The 22,750-nt window shown below is 38.5% G+C and carries 11 protein-coding genes; 10 read left to right on the top strand and 1 reads right to left on the bottom strand.

The features are described 5' to 3' along the window. The first annotated feature begins 4 nt into the window (after nt 1-4). Together Q0983_RS21080 and Q0983_RS21075 are read left to right on the top strand one after the other, a co-directional pair. Nucleotides 5-1,654 (top strand): sulfatase, encoded by a 1,650-nt coding sequence (locus tag Q0983_RS21080; RefSeq protein ID WP_299557341.1) that lies wholly within the window; start codon nt 5-7, stop codon nt 1,652-1,654. Between the two features lie 24 nt (nt 1,655-1,678). Further along, nucleotides 1,679-3,268 carry a sulfatase gene (locus tag Q0983_RS21075; protein ID WP_299557339.1) on the top strand — a complete coding sequence of 530 codons (1,590 nt, stop codon included), beginning with the start codon at nt 1,679-1,681 and terminating at the stop codon, nt 3,266-3,268. Between the two features lie 217 nt (nt 3,269-3,485). Here Q0983_RS21075 and Q0983_RS21070 read toward each other — a convergent pair whose 3' ends face one another. Then, entirely contained in the window at nt 3,486-4,082 is a 597-nt protein-coding gene (locus tag Q0983_RS21070) for an RNA polymerase sigma-70 factor (protein WP_299557338.1), read from the bottom strand. 105 nt (nt 4,083-4,187) lie between these two features. On the opposite strand from Q0983_RS21070, the gene Q0983_RS21065 reads away from it, so the two are divergent. The 8 genes from Q0983_RS21065 (at nt 4,188) to Q0983_RS21030 (ending at nt 22,738) form a co-directional block, all read left to right on the top strand. Then, a complete protein-coding gene (locus Q0983_RS21065) occupies nt 4,188-5,348 on the top strand; it encodes a FecR family protein (RefSeq protein ID WP_299557336.1) in 1,161 nt (386 codons plus the stop codon). Nucleotides 5,349-5,579: 231 nt separating this feature from the next. After that, nucleotides 5,580-8,894, top strand: a complete 3,315-nt coding sequence (locus Q0983_RS21060; protein WP_299557334.1) for a TonB-dependent receptor — start codon at nt 5,580-5,582, stop codon at nt 8,892-8,894. Nucleotides 8,895-8,923: 29 nt separating this feature from the next. Continuing rightward, complete coding sequence (locus Q0983_RS21055) at nt 8,924-10,510, top strand: RagB/SusD family nutrient uptake outer membrane protein (protein ID WP_299557332.1); 1,587 nt, start codon at nt 8,924-8,926, stop codon at nt 10,508-10,510. 202 nt (nt 10,511-10,712) lie between these two features. Beyond that, nucleotides 10,713-14,021, top strand: coding sequence for an FG-GAP-like repeat-containing protein (locus Q0983_RS21050; RefSeq protein ID WP_299557330.1), 3,309 nt, complete (start codon nt 10,713-10,715; stop codon nt 14,019-14,021). A gap of 28 nt (nt 14,022-14,049) precedes the next feature. Then, nucleotides 14,050-16,689 (top strand): glycoside hydrolase family 3 C-terminal domain-containing protein, encoded by a 2,640-nt coding sequence (locus Q0983_RS21045; RefSeq protein ID WP_299557328.1) that lies wholly within the window; start codon nt 14,050-14,052, stop codon nt 16,687-16,689. A gap of 6 nt (nt 16,690-16,695) precedes the next feature. After that, nucleotides 16,696-17,994, top strand: a complete 1,299-nt coding sequence (locus tag Q0983_RS21040; protein WP_299557326.1) for a serine hydrolase domain-containing protein — start codon at nt 16,696-16,698, stop codon at nt 17,992-17,994. A gap of 142 nt (nt 17,995-18,136) precedes the next feature. Beyond that, entirely contained in the window at nt 18,137-19,516 is a 1,380-nt protein-coding gene (locus tag Q0983_RS21035) for a Gfo/Idh/MocA family oxidoreductase (protein ID WP_299557324.1), read from the top strand. Between the two features lie 30 nt (nt 19,517-19,546). Beyond that, nucleotides 19,547-22,738 (top strand): glycoside hydrolase family 2 TIM barrel-domain containing protein, encoded by a 3,192-nt coding sequence (locus tag Q0983_RS21030; RefSeq protein WP_299557323.1) that lies wholly within the window; start codon nt 19,547-19,549, stop codon nt 22,736-22,738. The last annotated feature ends 12 nt before the right edge of the window (nt 22,739-22,750 follow it).

Raw genomic sequence — 22,750 nt, 5'->3', positions numbered from 1 at the left:
TGTTATGAATTTAAAACATATATCAAGTATTGACATAAAGGTTAATTTTAAAATATATATAATACTCCTCTTCTTTTCTGTCTTAGGATGCAATCAATATAAAAAGGGTAAGGAAGGTAAAGCAAAAAAAAGGCCAAATATTCTATTTATAATGTCTGATGATCATGCTTATCAGGCCATAAGTGCCTATTCCAATAAATTGATACAGACACCAAACATAGACCGTATTGCCGAAGAGGGCATGCTATTTACCAACGCCTGTGTTACCAATTCTATATGCGCGCCATCCAGGGCCACAATACTTACAGGTAAACACTCACATGTTAATGGGAAAATAGACAACATAACACCGTTCGATACAACCCAAGTTACGTTTCCACAATTGTTTCAAAGTGCAGGATACGAAACGGCCATGTTTGGAAAACTTCATTTTGGAAATGCGCCCAAAGGAATGGATGACTATATGGTTTTACCCGGACAAGGGCATTATATAAACCCGGAATTCATTACCCCTAAAGGAGATACAATTATTACAGGTTATGTTACGGATATTATTACCGATTTAACCATTAATTGGTTGGATAAAAAGAGAAATCCTGAAAAGCCTTTTTTAATGATGTATTTGCACAAGGCTCCACACCGTGCATGGTGGCCCAGATCGGATAAATTTAAAGAATTTACCAAAAAAAGATTTCCAGAACCAGAGTCGTTATTTGACGATTACAGCAATCGGGGTACGGCGGCAAGTGCGGCTAAAATGAACATCAAGGATTTGATGTTTAGCTATGATACCAAAGTATTGCCCCATGTATTGGATGAAGCGGGGGTTATAAATGATGACCCTAGAAACAAAGCGTATTTTGAAAATGCCGATTTTGCTAGGTTAAATGCTGAGCAAGAGGAAGTTTATAAGCCAATATTGGATTCTATTACTGAGAATTTCAAACGAAGTTGGTCTTCAATGACAGATCAAGAACAGATGCGTTGGAAATATCAACGTTACATGCAAGATTATTTGGGATGTATTGCTTCGGTAGATGATAATGTAGGAAGGGTTTTGGATTATTTGGACGAAACCGGTTTAGCTGAAAACACCATAGTGGTTTATACTTCGGACCAAGGATTCTACTTGGGCGAACACGGCTGGTTTGATAAGCGATTTATTTATGAAGAGTCTTTTAAGACCCCATTATTAATTAGATGGCCAAACAAAATACATGCCGGAACTACAAATGATGAAATGGTTCAAAATTTGGATTTTGCCCAAACGTTTTTAGAAGCCGCCCAGATTAAAGTACCTAGTGATATGCAAGGGGAGAGTTTAATACCGCTTTTAACAGAAGATGTACCAAATTGGACGCGAGAAGCAGTTTATTATCATTATTATGAATACCCCCATTCAGAGCATGAGGTGAAAAGACATTATGGTATAGTAACGAAAGAATATAAGTTGGTACATTTTTATAATGACATTGATGAATGGGAATTGTATGACCGGAAAAAGGATCCTCGAGAAATGAAGAACGTATATGCGGATCCAAATTATGTTACTGTGGTTAAAGAATTGCATAAGGAGTTAATCGACTTGAGATTAAAGTATAGAGATACATCAAGATTAGATCAAGAAAACATTAATATACATCCAGCAAAATAGAACCGGTTTAAAAATGAATAGATAATGGAATACCTAAAATATATACTACTTATAAATCTATATCTTTTATTAATTGGTTGTCAGTCAAATAAAAATGAAGAGAAGACATCAGGCAAACCCAATGTTCTATTCATTTTAGCAGATGACTTAGGATATAAGGATTTATCTGCAATGGGTAGTGAATTTTATGAGACCCCTAATATAGATAAGTTAGCCAATGAAGGATTGATTTTCACACAAGCGTATTCGGCCAGCCGGATTTGCAGTCCGTCAAGGGCAAGCATACTAACGGGCCAATTCACGGCAAGACATGGTATTACCGATTGGATTGGAGCAAGATCTGGGTTGGCATGGAGAAAGAATAACAGGCATGATAAAATGATACCTGCCTTTTATGCACATAACCTTGCCTCTGATTTTCTAACATTGCCAGAAGCTTTAAAGGAAGAAGGCTATAATACTTTTATAGCTGGAAAGTGGCATCTTGGTCAAGAAGGATCTTTACCTAAAGATCATGGATTTGATATTGAGACAGGAAGGTTAAGAGCTGGAAGCTCATCGAAGCAATTTTATTATGCTCCATTTGATAATTTTCACTTAAATAAACGAAAAAAAGGAGACAAGTTATCATCAAGACTGGCTGAGGAAACCATCCAATTTATGATTGAAAATCAAGATTCTCCTTTTTTTGCTTTCCTTTCATTTTACGCTGTGCATGCGCCGATTCAAACTACTGAAAAAAAGTGGAAAAAGTACAGAGACAAGGCGGAAAAATCAGGTTTTGCAAAAGTAGGTTTTGAGATGGGGGAAAATTTGCCAATTCGTAAGTATCAAGACAATCCAGTTTATGCCGGATTAGTTGAGTCAATGGACGATGCAGTAGGGCAATTGCTAAAGAGCCTAAAGGAACTTGATTTGGAAGAAAATACTATTGTAATATTTATGTCAGATAATGGCGGTGTAGTCTCGGGTGACAATTACTCTACATCGAATATACCTTTAAAAGGTGGTAAAGGGACGCAATGGGAAGGCGGTATCAGGGTACCCCTTATTATCAAGGTGCCAGGCCGGCATGTTGAGGGCCAAAGTAACCTCCAAGTAGTCTCTACAGATTTATACCCTACGATTCTTGACTTAATAGGAGCTGATTTAAGACCCAACAATCATTTAGATGGAATAAGTCTAGCTCCTTTGCTGGGAGGGCGAAGAATAGACTCTAAAAGACCTTTTTACTGGCATTACCCACATTATGGCAATCAGGGCGGGAACCCCTCTTCTATCATAATCGAAGGCGATTGGAAACTCATTCATTATTGGGAAGATGGGAAAAATGAATTGTACAATATAGCAGCTGATATTGACGAACAGGAAAATTTATCCTTTAAATACAATGATAAAATGGAAAATATGAGCCGTAAGCTAATGACTTGGTTGGAAAAAGCAAATGCAAAATTGCCTATTCCCGATAAGAAGTATAACGAAAGGCTGGCAATGCAGAGAAAAGATAGCATACTTAACCAAGTGCTACCAAACTTGGAAAGACAAAGAAAGGATTATCTAAGACCAGACTGGCAGCCAAATGCCGATTGGTGGGGCAGTAAAGTTATCGATTGATGAAGGAATTAAAGAACTTTTACAGTTTGTATAGTGCTATAGTGATTTGCTCGACTGTTTCGTTTTTTGGTGAGAGTCAAAATATCGCAACCAAACTATTGTTTCCGGGTTGTATTCAGTTGACAACGGTAGTGCAAAGTTTGAGTTTTTTAAGTATAAGAACCTACATAAATAGCCAGCCTTTCTGGAAACCAAAACAAAAAAAGGGGCTCTGGTATTAGACTTCAAGGTTTTTTCTAAACCTAAATAACATAAACATTAAGGTATGTAATTTTTCCTTTGTCTTTTCCCTAAGAATGGAAAACGCTTTAACCATATGTTTTTCTACGGTATTAACAGAGACCTTTTTGTATTCGGCAATTTCGGTATAGGTAAGCCCTTCTTCCTTGCTTAACAAAAAGGTTTCCCGGCATTTTGGAGGTAATTGCTCAATTTCACGCTTTATTAAAGCTATCAATTTATCCGTTTCATCCTCGTCATGGGCTTCCATAAAAGAATCGAGGCCTTCAACATATTTCTTCTCCAAGGTAGTAACAGCCAAGTCTTTTCTATACTGGTCCACAAATTCATTGTAAACAGATTTGTATAAGTAGTTCTTTATTGAGATGTCTGGGTTTAATTTATCTCTATGTTGCCACATTCTCACGATAACATTTTGAACAATGTCTTCAGACCTAAAGTCATCCCTTGCAAGATTACTGGCATAATCACATAGTTTGTCATAGTACAGTTCAACCAAATAGGTGTAGGCTGAAGTGTCGCCTTTTTTTAGGTGTTTAATAAGTTTTTTTGGATTTGAATAAGCCTTCTGCAATGGATTAATAAAGATTTAAATCGAGACAAATTTAATTTTTTTTAATAAAAAATGGTGGTACTGCGATTTTAGCTTCGTTATACAAATATACGCGTTACGAAAAATATGGATAAAAGAACCGAAAAATTAATAGTTAAGTTTCTATCAAAGGAAGCTAACCTAGAGGAGCTTCATCAATTGGAGTTGTGGATTCATAATCCTAAAAATGAAGCTTTGTTTTACGAATTTATAAAAACCAATGCATTAGCGAATAGGGCCATGAGTAAGTATAACAAGGAAAGTGCAAAAGAAAAAATTGCTTTAAGGATAAAACAAGAGAGAAGTATTTTTTATAGAAGGAAGAAGACAAATACCATACTTAAATACGCTGCGGTAGCATCAGTAGCAATAATTGTAACGCTAACTGTGCTTTTTAATAGGGATAACACCACTGAAATTGTGGAGCCAGTTATTGTAGATACTAAAATAGAACCAGGAACAGATAAGGCTACTTTGACTTTAGGAGACGGTTCTCAAATTAGTTTAGAAAAAGGCGCCTCCTTTCAAACCCAAAATGCCAGTAGTAATGGAGCGGAAATCGTATATGATTCTGGGAAGCAAAGTTCAAAAAAACTGGTATATAATTACTTGACCATTCCCAGGGGAGGGCAGTTTCACATAGTATTATCAGATGGTACAAGAGTTTGGTTGAATTCTGAATCACAGCTAAAATATCCTGTGGCGTTTGTTGAAGGAGAAACGCGACAAGTAGAATTGGTTTATGGTGAAGCTTATTTTGATGTGTCGCCAAGTGCGGTGCATAAAGGAGCAAAATTCAAAGTACATAACGCCGCCCAAGATATAGAAGTTATGGGTACCGAATTCAATATTAAAGCTTATAAAGATGAATCCAATATATATACTACGCTGGTGGAAGGTAAGGTGGCTATAAGCGCTGTAAATACTTCTAAAACTTTAGAGCCTAATGAACAATTAAACCTGAATAAGATCACAAATGATATGGAGGTTACTGATGTAGATGTTTACAGGGTCATTTCCTGGAAAGAAGGTGTGTTTAGTTTTAGGAACAAGTCCCTCAAGGAAATTATGAAGGTGATATCACGCTGGTATGATACCGAGGTGATTTTTCATGATCCGGCCCTTGAGACTGTCACCTTTAATGGTAGCTTGGATAAGAAATTGAGTATAGAGGATATTCTGTCCATCATTGGGAATACCAATGATATTCAATTCGAAATCAATGAAAAAACAATCATACTTAAATAATTCTCTAACTAATTAAATAAATGAAATGCCTATGGTGTAAAACAACGCTCTGGCCGAATGGGATTCGGTAGCAAAAAAAGAAAAGGGAAAGAGGTTCGAGATTCTGACAAACTAACCTTGCTCTCCCTTTAGAAGTATTAATTAATTTATTAACTAACACATTACAAATTTATGGAATTTAAATTAACAATGGTCTGCTTTTCCAAAGGGAGGCAGGTCTTAAAATTCATCATGAGAACCTTTATTTTTTTATTCTGTACGACTGTTTTTAGTCTATCTCCTGGAGATCTTCTCTCACAGAATTCTAAAATAGTCATTGATACCGATCAAACGCTTACAGTTGATGAAGTGTTTGATTTGATCGATAGACAAACAGATTATTCTTTTGTTTATAAATCTGATATGTTCAAAGACTTTCCCAGTATAGAAATAAAAAAGGGGGTTATAAGAACAAATGAGCTATTACGGCGAATTCTGACTAACGGGGATTTTGAAGTAGTTGTAGGAGTCAATAATACTATAATCATTAAAGAAAAACCCGAAAAGGCTAAAAAAGAGCAAGGCTTTCAAATATCAGGTAGTGTTGTAGATACAAATGGTCAGCCACTTCCCGGTACTAATATCATAGAAAAAGGAACTACGAATGGAACCCAAGCAGATTTTGATGGAAATTACTCATTATCGCTTTCAAGTTCCAATGCAACTATTGTGATTTCTTTCATTGGTTTTTTGACTCAGGAAGTTTCGGTTAGTAATCAATCCGAGATTGACGTTGTCTTACAGGAAGATACTGCTCTACTAGATCAAGTTGTTGTTGTTGGATATGGCAAACAGAAGGTGACAAATTTAACGGGAGCGGTAGCAGTTATTACCGATGAAGCCCTAGAAAATAGGGTAGCTAATAATGCTTCTAATTTACTTGCGGGAACAGGGTCTGGTATTACAGTAACCTCCACAGGAGGGCAACCGGGAAAAGATAGCTCAACTATTTCCATCAGAGGTAATACGACTTTTGGAGGAAGTAATGCTCCTTTAGTTATAGTAGATGGTATTGAAGCTTCTTTGGACAACGTAGACTCTAATGATATTGAAAGTATATCGGTATTAAAAGATGCATCGGCATCGGCCATTTATGGAGTTCGTGGTGGTAACGGGGTTATTGTTGTAAAGACAAAACGAGGAAAACAAGGGAAATTGTCGGTTAAATTGAATACTACGGTTGGATTTCAAGAGTTTATAGATTTGCCTGATTTTGCTAACGCTTATGAGTTTGCAACTATAAGAAACCAGGCTTTGGTAAACGACGGATTGGCACCGGAATTCAGTGATGCGCAGTTGCAGGCTTTCCAAAATGGGACAGCACCAAGCACTAACTGGTTGGATGAATTAATTACAGGTTCGGGCCTAACGCAAAGATATCATTTAGCTATTTCTGGAGGCTCAGAAAAATTTACCTATAATACATCTTTTGGTTATTTAGATACCGAAGGGTTATTACCAAATACGAACTTTCAACGTTATAACTTTAGAACCAATTTTGATCAAAAAATTGGAGATAAATTAAATATCGCCTACAACTTAGCACTAAGTAGAGGCGATATTGTGGAACCATCCGGTGGAGCTGAAGTGAATCTCTTCAATGCCTTCAGAACACCTTCAACCTCACCTGTGAGAAATGTGAATGGGAATTATGTTGGATATAGAGGGGAACGAAATGCAGTTGCCCAAGCCACAGATGGCGGAACAGAAACAACTATTGAAGACGAATTTATTGGTACAATAAATATATCTTACGAAATAGTAGATGGTCTAACTTTTAGTGGAATATTATCGGCTACGCAAGAATATGAAAGCTTCAATGAATGGGACAAGTTTGTACAATTATATGCTGTCGATGGTTCTACCAATGGAGAGTTTCCAAACAGGGTTTTTGTACAGGAATATAAGCGTACAGATGTAAATTTACAGCAATTATTGGATTATGAGAAATCTTTAGGAAATCATAATTTTAAACTTTTACTTGGACATAACTCGATTCAGTCCGATACGAAGATTATACAAGCCTCGAGAACAGGACTCCCTAATACTAACATAACTGACGAACTGGCTTTAGGGGATTCAGCTTCTCAAACAAATAATAGTGACATAATGTCCAATAGATTGGAATCGTATTTTGGACGTTTCAACTACAATTTTGATGAAAAATATTTACTGGAAGCAAGTTTTAGGCATGATGCTACCTCTAGATTTGCTCCCGGTAATAGAAAGGAGTTTTTCCCATCGTTTTCAGTTGGGTGGAATCTTGCAAAAGAAGACTTTTTTAATGTTAAGGCAATTAACACTTTTAAAATAAGAGGGTCTTGGGGAGAACTGGGAAATCAGGAAATTGCTAATTCGGCATACGCGCCTACCTTTATCTCTGGGGGCGTTGTTGAGAATGGTGGAGTCCAACAAACATCGCTTATCCCCTCATCAAATAACCCCGATTTAAGATGGGAAACCATTACAAAAACCAATATAGGTTTAGACTTAGGCTTATTTGATAACAAACTTAGAGTATCTGCAGATTATTTTGAAGAAGATAGGGAAGATATCTTGGCCTTAGATGCATTGCCGGGAACTTTTGGTGCAGATCCGCCATTTGTTAATTTTGCAAGCTCTGAGGCAGCAGGGGTTGAAGCCAATTTAAATTATAGAGGTGCTCTAAGCAGTGATTTTAATTTCAACGTAAATTTCAATTTCACCTATTTCACAACACCACCAACGGTTAAGGATTTAACATCTACATCAGAGATACCTGGTAGAAGTAACGGCGATTTAATTTCCAATATTTTCGGATACAAGGCACTAGGCTTATTTCAAAGTGATTCGGAAATTGCAAGTGCACCTGACCAATCCAGCCTTGGGACAACTCCAGTTCCTGGAGATATACGCTACGAAGATATTAATGGTGACGGCGTAATTAATACCGATGATAGGACGTCTTTGGGGTCATATACACCTGAATTGTTCTATGGTATTTCACTTGGTGGCAATTACAAGGATTTTGATTTCTCATTATTGTTTCAAGGAGCGGGGAAAGTGCAAAACACTTTAATAGCTGGTGCCATTCACCCTTCACAGGATAACGCATTAACAATGCATTTAGATAGTTGGTCTCCAACAAATACAGATGCTAGTTACCCAACGTTACACGCGGTTAATACCTCAGGAAACGAAATATCATTTACAGGTACAAATTCGTATTTCACATATAATGCATCGTATTTGAGACTTAAAAATGTCCAGGTTGGATATTCCTTACCAGATAGCATTACAGATAAGTTGGGGATTAACAAACTCCGTCTTTTCTTTAGTGGCGAGAACTTGTTGACCTTTAAGAACTCAGAATTTCCTGACGGGATAGATCCAGAAGCCATTTCTATTGGTTTTGAGCAAGATAGAGAAGCGGTAGATGTAAATCAAACGCCAATTTCACCGTTTAACTCTGGAAATGTGTATCCTCAGGTTAAGACCTTTTCGTTTGGTTTAAATGTAGACTTTTAATGTTTTGTAACTAAAAAAAATATCAAATTATGAGAAATTTAATATTCAAGTATAAATTCTGGGGCTTGGCAGTTTTGTTTATAGGGCTGACGACTTCATGTAGCGAAGATTTTTTGAACGTAACTGAAGATGATACAATTGGATTGGAATTGTTCTATAAATCAGAAGCAGATGTTAAAGCAGCCGCATTTGGGGTATACGAATTGTTAAATGATAATGATCCGTTCGAAAGGTATCATGCACCAGGAAGAACCGTTTGGTCTGATGATGCCACTTCAAATTCTTATGGAGAATATGGACAGCTTGAAAGTGGTACATTTTCGGCTAGTTTTGGTAAAATTGAACAATACTGGGGCTTTTTCTATAAAATGATCCGTCGCGCAAATTCATTTTTAGAAAGTGTTGATGCTGTTGATATGGATGTGGCTTTGAGAGATCGTTACAAAGGAGAAGTTCGTTTTTTAAGAGCTTTTGCCTATCAGGAATTAGCGTTTCTTTATGGAGATGTTCCATTAATTACTACTTCGGTAAGCCCTGATGAGTCAAGGAACATTTCCAGAACACCAAAAGCAGAGGTAATGAACTTTGTGGTTAGTGAATTGGAGGCCATATCTAATGATTTACCAAGTTCTTACTCTGGAGTTGATGTAGGTAGAGTTACAAAAGGCGCTGCAGATGCCTTATTGTGTAGAGTACAATTATTTGAAGAAAACTATGCGGCGTCTGTAGCGGCTGCACAGCAGGTTATTTCAGGTGGAGCACATGACCTTGAAACAAATTTTGAAGACATTTTTAAACTGGAAAACGAGAACAACGAGGAAGTGATTTTCGATGTACAGTATTTAACATCGGGATGGGACCTTCTAAATGCACAGCAATTGTATTTCTTACCAGGAGAGCTTGGTGGATGGGGAAATGTAGCACCTAGCCAATCTTTGGTAGACGAATTTGAAATGAGTAATGGTTTGGCCATTAATGACCCCGGAAGTGGATATGATCCAAACGATCCATTTGCCAATAGAGATCCGAGACTGAATACTTCTATAATTTTCCCAGGTGAAGTTGTAAATGGAACCATAGTAGACTCTTGGACAGATGCGGGAGGAAATCCTACTTCACCGGGTACAGGAGAAACAGGTTATTGGACTCAGAAGTTCTATAACGCCAGTTTACCCAATAATGTGTCTGGAACAAATTATATACTAATTAGGTATGCAGAGGTCTTATTGAACTTGGCTGAGGCAAGCAATGAATTGTCTGGACCTTCAACAGAAGTATACAATGCAATTAATCAGGTAAGGGCAAGAGCAGGTATGCCTGATCTGCCTGCGGGATTAACACAATTAGAAATGCGTGACCGTATTCGTCATGAACGACGTGTGGAGTTGGCTTTTGAAGGCGATCGTTTTTATGCAATTCGCAGATGGGGAATTGCCCATGAAGTGATGCCTGCCGGTTTATATGGGTCAGTAAATCCGGCTACAGGAGAAAACATCGAAGTGATTGCTCCGGGTAATACCCAGTTCGAAGCTAACAAGCATTATTTATGGCCTATTCCCCAAAGCCAAATTGATTTATCAAATGAAGGAGTCATTACCCAAAATCCCAATTGGTAATTAACTCCAAATAAGAACTTCATAGTTCGTGTTTTAGTTGAATTTAGTTAAATAAGAGAGCTTGGAATAAGCTTAGGCTCTAGGCTCTCTTTTTCAAATGATAATGAACAAGTCATTATACATACTAGGAATGTTATGTCTTTTTTTTAGCTGTACAAAAGTTAAGATAAAGGAGCAGATTATTGTGAAAAATGTTGACTCCTTGAAGCTTTTTTCAATACTTCCTCCAAAGGAAACAGGTATTTCATTTGTTAATTCCATCAATGAAAGTATGGTAATGAATGGACTGACCTATGAATATTTGTATAATGGAAGTGGTGTTGCCACAGGCGATGTTAACAATGACGGATTGGTAGATGTTTTTTTCGTTTCTAGTTTAAAAAACAACGAACTATATATAAATAAGGGAGATCTAAAATTTCAAAACATTTCTAAATCTGCCAATATTGAAGGTCGTTATGGATTCTCTACGGGCGTAACCATGGTAGATATTAACGCCGATGGCAAACTTGATATATATGTATGTAAATCAGGGAAATTCAATAACCCGGATAAACGAAAGAATGAGTTGTATGTTAATTATGGACTGCAGGAAAATGGCATGCCATTTTTTAAAGAAGAGGCTAATAAATACAATTTAGACCTTCCGCATCAATCCACTCAAGCAGCCTTTTTTGATTATGACAAAGATGGTGACCTTGATATGTTTCTCCTTAATCATGGAACCGACGCCTCTTTCATGTCTGATTTTGAAAAAATACCTGACCTATTGAATAAAAAGGCGTCAAATGAAAGCAGTCGTTTATACGAAAACGTCGATGGAAAATATGTCGATGTTACTGAAAAATCAGGAATTATAGATAATAGTATAAGTTTTGGATTGGGAATAGGAATAGGTGATTTGAACAATGATAATTGGCCTGATATTTTGGTAGGGCACGACTATGCAGAGAAAGATCAAATCTATCTCAACCAAAAGGATGGTACGTTTAAAGAGGTAGCACATAAAGCACTTAGACACATGTCTAATTTTTCTATGGGCAATGATATAGCCGATTTCAACAACGATGGCTTATTGGATTTTGTTACGGTAGATATGGTATCTGAGTCCAGTTATGACATCAAAACCAGTATGAGTGGCATGAACCCTGAGAGGTTTTACCAATTGACAAATTACGGGTTGCAGCATCAGTACATGTTCAACGCCTTGCAATTAAACAATGGGAACCTCGGCCAACATAATATACCTTTATTTTCAGATATCGCTCAATTAGCCCATGTATCTAATACAGACTGGAGCTGGGCACCTTTATTTTTTGATATGGACAATGACGGGAATAAAGATTTGTTCGTATCAAACGGCATAAAACGCGATTTTCGTAATAATGATTACGTCAGTTATAAGAAGAAAAGAACAGCCAAATACCTCAAAGATAAAAAGGCATCCAAAAATATCAGAAAACTACAGGAAGGCTATATAACAGATTTGATGAAGAGAATGCCGTCTCGCTTAAAGAGCAATAGCTTCTATAGGAATGAAGAAAATTTACTTTTCAAAAAGAAAAATGTGCAGTGGAAGGTGGATGCATTAACTAGTACCACGGGGGCAGCCTACGCCGATTTGGATAATGACGGTGATTTGGATATAGTAACTAATAATGTAGATGACTTTGCATTTATATATCGCAATAACACTAACGAATTAGAAGTTGGTAACAATTATGTGCAATTTGAGTTGGTTGGTACCAATAAAAACCCCAATGGTATTGGGGCAAGAATTGAAATAATTCACGATTCTAAAATACAGATCATTGAACAAAACATAAGCAGGGGATTTCAATCTTCTATAAGCAAAAGAATACATTTCGGTTTAGGTACAAGCCTCAGCATTGACACTTTGAATGTTTATTGGCCAGATGGAAAAAAACAACGGATAACAGGTTTAAAAGCAAATAAAACTCATAAACTTCTTCATAGTAAAGCAGGAGTAAACAGTGTTGAAGAGAAGAGTTATCAATCAATTTTTAAAGATGTAACCTCGGCCAAAAACTTGTATCATAATCATAAAGAAAACCAATTCAATGACTTTAATAGAGAAGGTCTATTACCACACCGCATGTCACAGTTTGGTCCGTCCCTAGCAGTTGGCGATGTAAATGGTGATGGCTTGGACGATTTTTATGTAGGCGGGGCACTAGATTATTCAGGAGTTATTTATCTGCAAAATGAAGAAGGAGTATTTAAGGCAGACCAAAATTCCGGCTATCTATGGCATGCAGAGAAGCAATATGAGGATATCGCATCCTTGTTTTTTGACGCTGATTTAGATGGCGATTTAGACCTGTACGTCGTTAGTGGCGGGAATGAGTATAATGAAGGAACATCGGAATTACAAGACAGATTATATCTGAACGATGGCATGGGTAATTTTAAAAAATACCATGGATTGCCAGAACTAAAGATTAGTGGAGGGGCAGTCAAGGCAGCTGATTTTGACAATGATGGTGATTTGGATCTCTGTATAGGAGGAAGACAAACCCCGGGGAAATATCCATACCCAACAAGCTCGGTTATTCTAAGAAATGATACCAGTAAAGGTAACGTGCAGTTTAGCAATGTTACAAAAAATATAGCACCCGAACTGGAAAATATAGGAATGGTAACTGATATGAATTGGGTAGATATCGATGGCGATTCAGACTTGGATTTGGTAATCGTGGGAGAATGGATGGCCCTTACGGTATTTGAGAATGAGGGAGGCTATTATTCAAAAAAAGAAAAAACAGGCTTGGAGAGTCATGTAGGCTGGTGGAATACTATAGAACATGCCGATTTTGATAAGGACGGTGATATAGATTTTATAGTCGGGAATCTAGGATTAAATTATAAATATAAGGCCAGCCCCACTGAGCCCTTCGAAATTTATGCTAAAGATTTTGATAACAATAGGGTCATAGATATTGTTCTAGGCTATTACGATAGTGGAAACCTGGTACCATTAAGGGGAAGGGAATGCTCGTCCAATCAAATGCCCTTCGTCAAGGAAAAGTTTAAGAACTATGATGCTTTTGGGAGGGCCACTTTAAAAGATGTATATGGGGAGCAAAACATGGCCAATGCCCTTAATTATAAAGCAACAAATTTTGCCTCCAGTTATATCGAGAATTTAGGAACCGGGGCTTTTAAAATATACCCATTGCCCAATATGGCGCAGCTATCTTCAGTAAATACCGTTGAGATAGGCGATTTCAATAACGATGAGGATTTAGACATACTCTTAGCGGGAAACCTGTATGGTTCGGAAGTAGAAACGCCGAGAAACGACGCCAGCTATGGTTTGTTGTTATTAGGCGATGGTAAAGGGCATTTTAACCCTGTTACCATGGAACAAAGTGGTGTCTGCCTGTCAGGTGATGTTAAATCCAGTCAATCCATAAAATTAAAAAATGAAGAAAAAGGCATTGTATTCGGTAAAAATCAGGACGCTCTACAAATTTTAAAAATTAACTAGATATAAAAGAAAAGAACCTAAAAGAAGGATGAAAAGAATTATTGCAATAGGCTTATTACTCTTATGTGCACTTTCATGTAAAAATGAGAATGAGGTTAAAAAGGAAACATATAAATATCCCTTTTTAAACCCGGAATTAAAAGCTGATGAACGGGCGGCAGATATCGTAGGGCGCTTAACCATTGAGGAAAAGATATTTCAACTGTTTAACAATGCCCCGGCAATAGAACGTCTCGGAATACCCGAATACAATTGGTGGAACGAGTGCCTGCATGGTGTGGCGAGAGCAGGGAAAGCGACTGTATTTCCACAAGCCATTGGATTGGCCTCTACATTTAATGAAGAGCTGATGTATGAATTGGCATCCGTTGCCTCCGATGAAGCTCGGGCAAAACATCATTATTTTGTTAAAAATGGTGTTCGCTCCAATTATACTGGGCTTACCTTTTGGTCTCCCAACATTAATATTTTTAGAGACCCTAGGTGGGGGCGAGGTCAGGAAACCTATGGTGAAGATCCTTACCTAACGGGGCGCATGGCCGTGATTTTCATTAACGGGTTACAAGGAGACCACCCACGGTACTTCAAAACAATAGCTACTGCAAAGCATTATGCAGTACATAATGGGCCGGAACCAACAAGGCATACCGATAATTTCTATGTGAACGACCGAGACCTGAATGAAACCTATTTACCGGCCTTTAAAATGGCAGTAAAAGAAGCTAACGTACAGTCCGTAATGTGCGCCTATAATAGATTTAGGGATAAACCTTGTTGTGGTTCAGATTTATTACTTCAAAGAAAGCTAAGGGAAGAGTTTGGTTTTGAAGGCTATGTTGTAACCGATTGCGGGGCAACACGCGATTTTTGGAAAAAGGAATATCACAATGTCGTGGAAACACCTGCACAGGCATTGGGGTGGGCATTGGCTTCAGGAACCGATTTAAACTGCGAGCAAAACGAACCCTTTACTTCAGATAACATTTTAGAGGCCATTGAGATGGGAATGGTCAATGAAGCTGATATCAATCGTGCATTAAAACGGCTGTTTAAAGCTCGCATACAATTAGGGATGTTCGACCCACCTTCCATGGTACCTTATACCAATATCCCTATTGAGAAGGTGGGTAGCAATGAACATTTGTCCATAGCCAAAGAAGCGGCCAAACAATCCTTGGTGCTATTAAAGAATGATGGTATCCTGCCACTAAAAGAAAATACCAAAATAGCCTTAATAGGTGCCAATTCCCATAATCTGGATGTATTATTGGGTAACTACAATGGCCTGCCCATTAATCCCATAACACCATGGGATGGTCTTGTCAAAAGAGTAGGAAAAGAAAATGTAACCTATGCTTTGGGAAGTCCGTTGGTTCCGGGGTTCTATGGTAATATGAGCGTTGTTCCTGCTACGACACTATTCCATAAAACGGAAAATGGGTTGCAGCCCGGTTTAAAAGCAAGGTATTTTAAAGGTCTGGGAACCAATGGTACTTCAGTTTTGGAACGTATAGACAAAAACATAGATTTTCTATGGGAGCAATCTCCAATTAGTGGTTTGGTAGAAGAGTCCTTTTCTGTGGAATGGACAGGGGCAATCAAACCTGAAGTTTCAGGCGAATATCAATTACGTGTGGAACACCTTTATGGTAAACCAAAAATCTATATCAATAACAAAGAAGTAAAAGAAGGATTCACTAAGCTGACAGAAGGTAAACCCTATGAATTCAAAGTGACTTATCAGTTGGGGCCAAAATGGTACGGCACCATGGCATCACCATTTGCTCATTTGCAATGGGTACGGCGGGATTTTGATTATGAACTGGAAGCGTTCACCAATGCCGAAAATGCAGATGTCATTGTATACTGTGGTGGGATTTCGCCACGACTTGAAGGCGAAGAGGGAGAAGTTGGAGTGGAATTGGAGGGCTTCTCAGGAGGCGATCGTAAACACCTTAAGCTACCAGCCATTCAGGAGAAACAATTAAAAAAGTTACATGCTTTGGGCAAACCCATCATCTATGTGAACTTTAGTGGAAGCGCCATAGCCCTAAATTGGCAAAATGAAAATCTACCAGCTATTATTCAGGCCTTTTACCCAGGAGAAGCTACTGGTGATGCATTGGCGGAATTGTTGTTAGGAGATTACAGTCCGTCGGGAAAACTGCCCGTTACCTTCTACAAATCTGTTGAAGATCTACCCGATTTTAAAGATTACCGCATGCAGGGAAGAACCTATCGCTATTATGACGGAGAAGTCCTTTATCCTTTCGGACACGGACTATCATACACCCAATTTGAATATACCGATTTAAAAGCATCAAATGCAGAGGCCGGTAACAAGGTAGAAGTGAATGTCAAAGTAAAGAACATGGGGGACATGGATGCCTATGAAACGGTTCAGTTATACATTAGTGATCAAGTGGCTAGTACACCAGTTCCCATAAGAACACTAGTGGGTATTGAGAAGGTCTTTTTGAAAAAAGGCGAAACCACTACCATAAAATTTAAGATCAATCCAGAACAGATGTCGGTTATAGATGATGATTATGAACGCGTGGTCGAGCCCGGTGATTTCCGCTTAACCATAAATGGTTGGGGTAAAGAATCGCCAAGCACACTTTTAACATTGACCGGTGAGGTGAAAAAGCTGCACGAGCAAATTTAGAAAACCATGAAGAACTTTTTGTATATATTTTTCTTATCGCTGGCCGCATTGGGTTTAAGTGCCCAAACCAAATCCAATAAGCATTCATTGCCACTGGTTTATGCCAGTGCCGAAAACGCAGGAATGTCACGAGAACGCTTAGAGCGTCTGGATATCCTACAAGAGGCTATAGATAAGAATCAAACCCCGGGAATTGTTGTCCTGATTGCCAGAAAAGGACAAATCGTCTACCACAAAGCCTTTGGACTGGCCGATAGTGAAGCGGGAATCAAATTAAAAAAAGATGACATTTTCAGGATAGCATCCCAAACCAAGGCCATTACATCCACAGCGGTTATGATGCTATGGGAACAAGGACTGTTTGGGCTGGATGATTCCATTTCAAAATATATCCCTGAGTTTAAAAATCCGGTGGTATTGGATACCCTCTATGAAGATGGTACCTATAAAACTAAACCCACCACAACACCCATTACCATCAGGCATTTGTTGACACATACCTCGGGGTTGGGTTATGGACAGATTGGAAGTGACTCTCAAATAGAGAGAATCTATAAGGAAGCCGGTATCATTGATTTGGTAACCACAAAAGACATTACCATTGCCCAAAACGTTAAGAAACTGGCTAAGCTTCCCTTGATACACAATCCGGGAGAAGCGTTTACCTATGGAGAAGGGATAGACGTGTTGGGGTATTTAGTTGAGATCATATCAGGAATGTCCTTAGATAAGTTTTTTAGAGAAAGAATATTCGATCCATTAAGAATGGAAGATACCTGGTTTTACTTACCTAAGAACAAGGAAAGCAGATTAACCCCCCTTCAGAAAAAGATTGACAATAAATGGGTAAAGCACCCCATAACTTTTTACGACCCAGATTTTCCTATCAAGGGCGCCAGGACATACTTTAACGGCGGTGCAGGGTTGGTAAGCACGGCAAAGGACTATGCCAACTTTTTACAGATGTATTTAAATGGAGGTGAATTAAATGGAATACGCTTATTGAGTAGGTCCACCATTCAATACATCACGGCAAACCAAGTAGGAGACCTAAGGGCAAAACATGGTGAGCAGTATGGCCCACATGGATTGGCCTTTGCCCTGGTAAATCAGAAAGCACAGGATTTAGGTGGTAATGGAAGTGAAGGTACCTATGAATGGGGTGGTTATTTTGATACGGGGTATTTCGCAGACCCAAAGGAGGAATTAATAGGCATCATCTTGAAGCAAGGTAAGGTAGATGTTTACAAACCGGATATTACAGCCAGGTTTCGTCAATTGGTTTATCAAGCCATCGATGATTAAAAACCTTAAGATAGCTAGGGTTGCATTAAATAAATGTGTTTTAAAGGAGGGAGGATTGAAAAAACCTTCCTACTCCAACAAAGACAAAGAATACAAATAATAGGAGCTTGAATACAAGCTGGGGACTTTATAAAATAATAACATGGAAAGAAGAGACTTATTAAAAAACCTGGGGCTTTTAGCCGGAGCTTCCGTGATTCCAGGGGCACTAAGTGCGGGAAATTCACATTTGCCCTATATAGAGGAGATAAAGCAATTGTTCAAGCCATTGAAGTTGGATAAGCCTGTCACGGTTATCACTATAGGAGCTGGCAATAGGGGAAACACATATAGTAACTACAGGTTGTTGTTTCCAGAACAAATGAAGATTGTTGGTGTTGCTGAACCCTTAAAAATAAGAAACCAGCGCTATGCCGAAAAGCATGATATTCCTAAGGAGAACCGATTCGATACCTGGGAGGACGCTTTTAAAAGGCCAAAGTTTGCAGATGCTGTTATTATTTCAACGCCCGATCAATTGCATTACGGACCATGTATGAAGGCATTGGAAATGGGATATGATGTACTATTGGAAAAGCCCATATCCCCCTCAGAGCAAGAATGTTTGGATATTTTAGAATTGGCAAAAGAAAAACAACGCATTGTTGCGGTCTGCCATGTGTTGCGCTATGCGCCTTATTTTATAGAGTTCAAAAAGCTGGTTAGTTCAGGAGCTATTGGGGAACTGATAAGTGTAGATCATTTTGAGCCAATTGAGCATCTGCACATGTCACATTCCTATGTGAGAGGTAACTGGCACAACTCAAAGACCAGTACACCAATTATCATGGCAAAATCATGCCATGATATGGACATTATGCGATGGATTATTGATGCCCCTTGCGAAAACATTGCAGCTTATGGGAATTTAAAATGGTTTAGAAACGAAAATGCACCGGAAGGCAGTACGGCAAGATGCACAGATGGGTGTTCGGTAGAAGCCAGTTGCCCATACTCCGCTTTAAAACTATATCATCGTGATAGAGAACATATTTATGTGTTTGACTTGCCCGAGGACAAATCCAAGCACGGGGACTTTATTCTGGAACAGTTAAAAACTACCGATTATGGACGATGTGTCTACCGGATGGATAATGACCAGCCTGACCATTACGTTACCTCCATGCAGTTTGAAGGTGGTGTAACGGCCAATTTTTCTATGGAAGGCTTTACTGGCTACCATGGAAGGCGCACCCGGATCATGGGATCCATGGGTGATATTGTGGGAGATATGGATACCTACACCCATACAGATTTTAGAACAGGAAAAGTGACCACTAAAAAGATTACCCCGGAAGACCAAGGAGGCATCTATCACATGCATGGTGGGGGTGATATGGTACTGGTGTCCGATTGGCTGAATGCGGTATCCAAACAAGACCCTTCGCTATTAACATCAACTATCGATGTGTCTGTAGAAAGCCATGTGATGTGCTTTAAAGCAGAAGAGAGTCGATTGCAGGATAAAAAAGTAAAATTTTAAGCTTCGGATGATATGATAAGCAGAAATAGAATGGTTCATAAACTAATTTTTGGTTGTTTTTTGTCTTTAATGACCTTGGTTGCTAAAGCTCAAAACGATTGGGAAAACGAACAGGTCATTTCAATGAACAAATTACCGGCACGAGCAACTTCCTATTCCTATGCTAAGGAGAAAGATGCACTGGTAGGTGACCGAAATAAGGCCCGCATGCTTATGTTGAACGGCAAGGATTGGAAATTCAATTTTGTTCCAAAATCGGAAGTACGTCCGCAAGATTTTTATAGAACCGATTTTGATGCTTCTGATTGGGATAACATAAATGTACCTTCCTGTTGGGAAATGGAAGGCTATGGAACGCCAATTTATACAAATACGGTATATCCTTTTACAGATAATCCTCCATTTATAGATAGAGATAACCCGGTAGGAAGCTATTTAAAACAATTTGAACTTCCTAAAGATTGGTTAGATACTAAAGTAGTGCTACATTTTGGAGGTGTGTATTCGGCATTCTATGTTTGGGTCAATGGTAAAAAGGTCGGGTATAGTCAGGACAGTATGTTACCTGCAGAGTTTGATATCGGCGAATACCTGGTAGAAGGAACCAATACATTGGCAGTTCAGGTATTTCGTTGGTGTGATGGCAGTTACCTGGAAAATCAGGATCACTGGCGTATGAGTGGCATTCACAGAGAGGTATATATTACTTCAGAACCTAGGGTAGCTATTAATGACTTTTTTGTAAAAACAAAACTGGACAAAGTATATAAAGATGCCAAACTTCAGGTGCGGTTTAAGGTCACAAAAGATACAAGTATAGATACAAAAGGCTGGAAAATAAAAGCACAACTCTATAATAGTGAGCAGACCAGTATCATAACGGAACCCTTAGACGTTGAGGTAGACAAAATTATTAAGGAAAGAGGGCCCACAGCAGATAACGTATACTTTAGTCATGTAGAGACAACCATACCCAATCCAAACAAATGGTCTGCTGAAAGTCCATATCTCTATACATTGGTACTTTCATTAGAAGATGTAGAAGGCAGATTGATAGAGTCAAGAAGCGCGAAAATAGGTTTTCGGGACGTGAAAATAAAGGATGGACAGTTATGGGTAAATGGAAAATCCATAAAAATAAAAGGTGTTAACCGCCATGATCATAGCGATACCGGAGGCAAAACGGTTACAAAGGAAGAAATGCAACGCGATGTACTTTTGATGAAGCGATTTAATATCAATGCCGTAAGAACCTCTCATTACCCCAATGATCCCTATTTCTATGATTTATGTGATAAATATGGTTTGTATGTTATGGATGAAGCCAATATGGAAACCCATGATGGTGGTCCAAAGCTTGCTAATTCATCATCTTGGAATCAAGCCTATATGCAACGCGCTATAGGCATGGTGGAACGGGATAAAAACCACCCTAGTATCATTTTTTGGTCCCTGGGAAATGAGGCAGGTCGAGGGTTTAATTTTGCCTCCATGGCAGGTTGGATTAAAGCGTTTGATCCCACGCGTCCTATCCACTATGAAGGCGCCCAAGGAGACCCTACCCATGAAGATTATTTGCCTTTGGGGACACCCGAATATAAAGCCCAACATGATGCTAAATATACCAATCCCATAGATGCCCCTTTTGTAGATGTAATCAGTAGAATGTATCCCAGTTTTGAACGTTTGGAATCTTTGGTGAACAACCCGGATTTAAGACGCCCAATTATCATCTGTGAGTATGCCCATGCCATGGGAAATTCCTTAGGGAACTTTAAAGAGTATTGGGATTTCATTTATGGACATGATAATCTTATAGGAGGTTTTATTTGGGATTGGATAGATCAGGGAATAAAAATTGAGGACAAAGAAAAAGGAACCTTTTGGGCATATGGTGGAGATTTTGGAGACACGCCCAACCTATTAAATTTCTGTTTGAACGGGATTATTGCTTCAGATGGGACTGTAAAACCGCAACTATGGGAAGTAAAGTATGTCCACCAACCAATAATTTTTACGCCCGTTGATTTGGAAAAAGGAAAAGTAAAAATTACAAACCACCATGATTTTATAAATGTAGAAACGTATTATCTGAAGTGGACCTTACATGAAGATGGAAAGCTATTACAGGAAGGTAAGGTTGAGGGATTGAATATTCCCGCTGGAGCATCTAAGGATTTGCAACTAGGTATAAAGTCATTCAAAAAAAGACCCGGAAAGGAATATTGGCTGCATACAAGTATACATCTTAAACAAGATAGTGCCTGGGCTTTGGCTGGACATGAAATAGCTAAAGAACAGTTCAAAATAATCAATGAAATAAAATCAATAACCAGGAAAGGCAAGCCCAGGGGAAAAGCGTTAAGGATTTCCGAATCAGATAGTACTTTAAAAATATTGAATGATAAAATATCTATTTCCTTTGATAAAACCACAGGGTATTTAAGTTCTTATATCTATAAAAACCACCCCCTTATAAAGGGCGAGTTACAACCCAATTTTTGGAGGGCGCAAACCGATAATGATTATCGGGGCTGGAAGTCCCATTTAACTGCAGGTTTTTGGAAGACGGCCGCTTCTAAGTCGCAATTAAGGTCATTCAAGCATGGCAAATTAAAAGAAGGATATGAGGTCTCAATCATCAAAGAAATACCTGATTCCCTTTCCATATCAATGGTTCATTCCATTTACAATTCAGGACTCATAAAAGTGAACTATAAGGTAGAAGCTGCACCTTCGTTACCTACCATGCTTAGAGTAGGTGTTAGCAGTCAAGTACCTAAAATGCTGTCAAATATGACCTATTATGGTAGGGGACCATGGGAGAATTATAATGATAGAAGTCAATCGGCTGAAGTTGGAGTCTACTCAGGTCAGGTTAAAGACTTTTTAACCAACTATGCCATGCCACAGGAAGAAGCCAATAGAACTGGTGTGAGATGGTTAAAGCTTACTAATGAAAATCAAACTAGAGGGATGAAAATTAGTGGAAGTCAACCGCTCAGCATGTCCGTTTGGCCTTGGAGTCAGGACCAGTTGGAAAAAGCAAAGCATACCTATGACCTTCCTGCTAATCAGGATTTAACGGTGAATATTGACTTGAAGCAAACAGGGGTTGGGGGCAATGATACCTGGTCACAAAATTCCAAGGCACTTGAATCATATCAGGTAAAACCGGGCAAATATGAATACCAGTTTGAAATTAAGCCTATTCATAAATAGCTGATAATATAA

The sequence above is a fragment of the Seonamhaeicola sp. genome, from assembly GCF_028281565.1.
In the GTDB taxonomy this organism is placed as follows: Bacteria; Bacteroidota; Bacteroidia; order Flavobacteriales; family Flavobacteriaceae; genus Seonamhaeicola.
Note: the sequence above shows the minus strand (reverse complement) of the source record. Positions and strands in the feature narration are given on the sequence as shown.

Coding starts and splice junctions, on each gene's coding strand:
- Q0983_RS21080 (WP_299557341.1), top strand. CDS start 5: ATGAATTTAAAACATATATCAAGTATTGACATAAAGGTTAATTTTAAA.
- Q0983_RS21075 (WP_299557339.1), top strand. CDS start 1,679: ATGGAATACCTAAAATATATACTACTTATAAATCTATATCTTTTATTA.
- Q0983_RS21065 (WP_299557336.1), top strand. CDS start 4,188: ATGGATAAAAGAACCGAAAAATTAATAGTTAAGTTTCTATCAAAGGAA.
- Q0983_RS21060 (WP_299557334.1), top strand. CDS start 5,580: ATGAGAACCTTTATTTTTTTATTCTGTACGACTGTTTTTAGTCTATCT.
- Q0983_RS21055 (WP_299557332.1), top strand. CDS start 8,924: ATGAGAAATTTAATATTCAAGTATAAATTCTGGGGCTTGGCAGTTTTG.
- Q0983_RS21045 (WP_299557328.1), top strand. CDS start 14,050: ATGAAAAGAATTATTGCAATAGGCTTATTACTCTTATGTGCACTTTCA.
- Q0983_RS21040 (WP_299557326.1), top strand. CDS start 16,696: ATGAAGAACTTTTTGTATATATTTTTCTTATCGCTGGCCGCATTGGGT.
- Q0983_RS21035 (WP_299557324.1), top strand. CDS start 18,137: ATGGAAAGAAGAGACTTATTAAAAAACCTGGGGCTTTTAGCCGGAGCT.
- Q0983_RS21030 (WP_299557323.1), top strand. CDS start 19,547: ATGGTTCATAAACTAATTTTTGGTTGTTTTTTGTCTTTAATGACCTTG.